Origin of the sequence: Pedomonas sp. (assembly GCF_036515995.1) — a bacterium.
GTDB lineage: Bacteria > Pseudomonadota > Alphaproteobacteria > Sphingomonadales > Sphingomonadaceae > Pedomonas.
The window spans coordinates 1-3,974 of record NZ_DATBUP010000178.1 but is presented as its reverse complement, the minus strand read 5'-3'; the positions used below and the strand labels follow the sequence as shown (position 1 = coordinate 3,974).

The 3,974-nt window shown below is 65.0% G+C and carries 6 protein-coding genes; 2 read left to right on the top strand and 4 right to left on the bottom strand.

The genetic code is table 11. From position 1 onward, the window contains the following. Positions 1-388, bottom strand: a 388-nt coding sequence (locus tag VIG90_RS13310; protein WP_331594009.1) for an SDR family oxidoreductase, incomplete at its 3' end; no start/stop codon positions are given. Between the two features lie 196 nt (positions 389-584). Here VIG90_RS13310 and VIG90_RS13305 point away from each other — a divergent pair. Further along, entirely contained in the window at positions 585-1,109 is a 525-nt protein-coding gene (locus tag VIG90_RS13305) for a dihydrofolate reductase (protein ID WP_331594008.1), read from the top strand. A gap of 77 nt (positions 1,110-1,186) precedes the next feature. Here the strand turns inward: VIG90_RS13305 and VIG90_RS13300 are convergent, their stop codons facing one another. The 3 genes from VIG90_RS13300 to VIG90_RS13290 all read right to left on the bottom strand — a co-directional run bounded on the left by VIG90_RS13300 (position 1,187) and on the right by VIG90_RS13290 (position 3,679). Beyond that, positions 1,187-1,612 carry a CoA-binding protein gene (locus VIG90_RS13300; protein WP_331594007.1) on the bottom strand — a complete coding sequence of 142 codons (426 nt, stop codon included), beginning with the start codon at positions 1,610-1,612 and terminating at the stop codon, positions 1,187-1,189. A 129-nt stretch (positions 1,613-1,741) separates the two neighbouring features. Next, positions 1,742-2,371, bottom strand: a complete 630-nt coding sequence (locus tag VIG90_RS13295) for a VPLPA-CTERM sorting domain-containing protein (protein WP_331594006.1) — start codon at positions 2,369-2,371, stop codon at positions 1,742-1,744. 156 nt (positions 2,372-2,527) lie between these two features. Beyond that, positions 2,528-3,679 (bottom strand): Mrp/NBP35 family ATP-binding protein, encoded by a 1,152-nt coding sequence (locus VIG90_RS13290; RefSeq protein WP_331594005.1) that lies wholly within the window; start codon positions 3,677-3,679, stop codon positions 2,528-2,530. Between the two features lie 73 nt (positions 3,680-3,752). On the opposite strand from VIG90_RS13290, the gene VIG90_RS13285 reads away from it, so the two are divergent. Continuing rightward, the coding region (locus tag VIG90_RS13285) for a protease modulator HflK N-terminal domain-containing protein (protein WP_331594004.1) at positions 3,753-3,974 on the top strand (222 nt) is incomplete at its 3' end.

Sequence of the window (3,974 nt, the reverse complement as noted above, 5' to 3'; positions counted from 1 at the left end):
GGCGGGAGCGCAGAGCGGGCAGGCCCGCTTCCAGCATGTGCAGGCAGCCGTAAACGTTCAGTTCGAACATGGGGCCAATCACCTCCGCCACCGCCTGCGTGCCGTCTTCCGGCGCAGACATGGCGGCGGCGAACAACAGTGCGCCGGGCGTCCCGTGCTCCGCCTCGATGCGGGCATAGGCGGCGAGCATGGCCGCGCGGTCGGAGGCATCGACGGGAACGGGGATGATGTGACCCTCGGGGGCTTCTGCGGCAAGCGCTTCCAGCAGAGCTGCGCGGCGGGCCGAGGCGAAGACGGTGACGCCGGCCCTTGCGAATTCCAGCGCGGTTGCCCGCCCGATGCCGGTGGATGCGCCGACGATCCAGATGGAAGTGAACGAAAGTGCCATGGTCGCCCCGTGGATGATGCCTGCTTGCCGCCATGGCCTTGCATGCCGGTTGCCGAGACGCAAGGGGGCTGTTCTTGCCTCTGGAACCTGAGCGGATTTCCCCGCTTGCATCATAGGGCTTGCCCTTGGGGCCGCCTTCCGTGTTTACGAACAGGGATTTAGCTCCATATTCCAGGGCAGAGAAGGAGAGGGCGCGATGGCTGAGGCAAGCAGGACGACCCCGCGGGTTTCGCTGGTAGTGGCGCGGGCGGACAACGGTATCATCGGCCGGGACAATGCCCTGCCGTGGCGGCTGCCGGCGGATCTGAAGCACTTCAAGCAGCTGACCGTGGGCAAGCCGGTGATCATGGGCCGCAAGACGTTCGAGTCCATCGGCAAGCCCTTGCCGGCGCGACACAACATTGTCGTCACCCGCAATCCAGACTGGTCGGCCGAAGGCGTGACCGTGGTGCCCAACCTTGCCGAGGCCGTGGCCGCCGCTGGACTGGACCCCAAGACGCGGGCGGACGAGATCATGATCATCGGCGGCTCGGAGATCTACGCCCAGTCCCTGCCGTTCGCCAACTGCATCTACCTGACCGAGGTGCATCTGGAGCCGGTGGGCGATGCGTCCTTCCCCATGCCCGACCCGCACGCGTGGGTGGAGACAGCGCGCGAGACCTTCCCGCCAGAGGGAGACTATCCCGCCTACAGCTTCGTGACGCTGGAGCGGCGGGTTTAAGGGGGCGATCTCCCTTCAGGTTTCCAGGCAAGGGGGCTGTAACCCCGTTGCGATCCCCCCCTGACAATCCCGCGGCCTCAGCCGATGGGCGGCAGGCCGAGGCGGGGGATCTCGATCTTGGGGCAGCGGTCCATCACCACTTTGAGGCCGGCGGCTTCCGCGCGGGCAGCGGCTTCCTCGTTGTAGATATCCATCTGCATCCAGATCGACTTGGCACCGCAGGCAATGGCGTCATCGACGACGGGGCCAACGTCTTCAGAGCGGCGGAAGATGTCCACCATGTCGGGCGGGGTGGGCAGGTCGGCGAGGCTGGCATAGACGCGCTGGCCGTGGATGGTCTCACCGGCATGGCCGGGGTTGATGGGGAACACCTCGTAGCCTTGCGTCAGCAGGTAGCGCATCACCTCGTTGCTGGGGCGGCTGTCCTTTGGAGATGCGCCAACCACCGCAATGGTGCGGGTTTCCTGCAATAGCGCTGCGATGTCCTTGTCTGACGTAAGCATGGCGCGACCCTCCAGTTACAACGTGCCCTGAGGAAACATGGCGATATTGGTGCAAATGACAAGGGCGCGCCCGTTGCTGGAGCGCGCCCGTTCTTGAGGTTTTAAAAGCAGGCCGGTTCGATGAGCCGGTCAGGCCGTCTTGCGGCGACGCGCAATGCCGAGGCCGAGAAGGCCGGTGCCCAGCAGGGTGAGGCTGGCCGGAGCTGGAACTGGCGAAGGCGTGCCGGTGCTGAAGGTGAACCGGGCAGTGCCACCCTCGCGGATTTCAAACTCCGCCTCTTCGACCTGGTTCACCAGGTCATAGACGATCATCAGGCTGTCCCCAGTAAAGCTGGTGGTGATGGTGTAGGGATCGCTGACGGCCGGATCGGTCAGGTCATCGAAGTCCAGCGCGAAGTCGGTAATGGGCGCGCCGTCATCGGTCACGATATTGCTCACCGTCACGACGATGCGCTGGAAATCGGCAATGAGGGTATCGAACGTCTCGGTGACGAACAGCGTCAGGGTGTTGGAGCCGGGCTCCAGATCCACACCGACGCCGCCGACATAGTCGTCCTGAATGATGTGGCTGAAGTTCAGCTCCGTGCCGGGGGAGACGACCGGGGCTCCGAGGTTCTCGAAGACGTTGGCGTCATCGCCGCAGCAGTAGGGCAGGGTCAGCTCCGCACGGAAGTCGGCGGAAACAATGGCAGCCTGCACGGTGGTCAGGCCACTGAACAGGGTAGCGGCAGCAACGAAGGAATGCAGAAGCGCGCGCATGGCACAGTGCCTTTCGGGTTTGTTGTTTTGCCCGAAGATTTAGCAATTCGTGTGCCAGGCGACGTTCCGCTTTGCCTTCCGTAACTTAGCCGTTGAGCTTGATAACGGATGCGAATTAACCGTTAACCCTGTCGACGCTTCGGCCGGATCTGCGCCTCAGTCCACCATGTGGATGGCGGGCATCGGCTTCTGGCGAACGGTCTCGAACCCGGCGGCGACTTCATCGGCAATGGCGAGGAACGCGCCGCCCGCCGTGCTGGCCGGATTGCATACGATGACCGGGTGGCCGCTGTCGGAGCACTCGCGCACCTGCATGGTCAGCGGCACTTCGCCGAGGAAGGGCACCCCGATTTCCGAGGCTGCATCGCGCGCGCCGCCGTGGCCAAAGATGTGGCTGGCGCTGCCGCAGCTCGGGCAGACGAAGGTGCTCATGTTCTCGACGACGCCGAGGATGGGCACGTTCACCTTCTGGAACATGGTGACGGCCTTGCGGGCGTCGATGAGCGCCAGATCTTGTGGGGTGGAGACAACCACCGCGCCGGACAGGGGCGCACGCTGGGCGAGCGTGAGCTGGATGTCGCCGGTGCCCGGCGGCATGTCGAGCACCAGCACGTCGAGCGGGCCCCAAGCGACGTCCGTCATCATCTGCATCAGCGCGGAGGTGGCCATCGGCCCGCGCCAGATCATAGCCGCGCTTTCCTCAACCAGAAGGCCGATGGACATGGCCTTGATGCCGAAGGCTTCCAGCGGCCGTAGCTTGCTACCGTCGGTCTCGGGCTTCTTGTTGAGGCCGAGCAGTTTGGGCACGGAAGGGCCATAAATATCGGCGTCGAGCAGGCCAACGTCGAGGCCAAGGTGAGCAAGACCCAGCGCCAGATTGGCCGCAACCGTGGACTTGCCGACGCCGCCCTTGCCGGAGGCGACGGCGATGATCTTGCCGACCTGCGAGATGCCGGAGTCAGCAGGGCGCAGCTGGCCCTGATGGCCGCGGGCATGGGCATGGCCGTGGCTGGGGTGGCCATGACCCGGACTTTGGCTGGACGCGCGGGCCTCTTCCGGCGAGCGCTCGGCGGTCATCACCACGGTGACGGCCTTGACGCCGGGCAGGGCGCGGACGGCGTCTTCCGCCTGCGCGCGCAGCGGCTCCATGGTGCGGGCAGCGGCTGGATCGACTTCAAGCACGAAGCCGACCTGATCGTTGCGGATGGTCAATCCCGTGACCAGACCAGACGAGACAATGTCGCGCCCGGTTGTCGGATCGACGACCGAACGAAGGGTGTCCAGTATGATTTCGCGGGTTAAAGTCATGGCGGAAGGCTCGCAATTATCGAATTTGGCGCTTATATAAGCCCTCAAGCACGAAGAAAGCAGCAGGAATAGAATGCCCTGGCAAAACAATGGCGGTAGCGGCGGCCCCTGGGGGTCTGGAGGCGGTTCCGGCGGCGGACCGCGCAATCCCTGGGGCGGCGGCTCTGGCGGAGGCGGTGGCGGCGGGCAGCAGCCTCCCAACCTTGACGACCTGATCCGGCGTGGACAGGAGCGTTTGCGTGCATCCCTTCCCGGCGGCACCGGCGGCGGCAACATTCTGGGGTTGGCCGTGGGC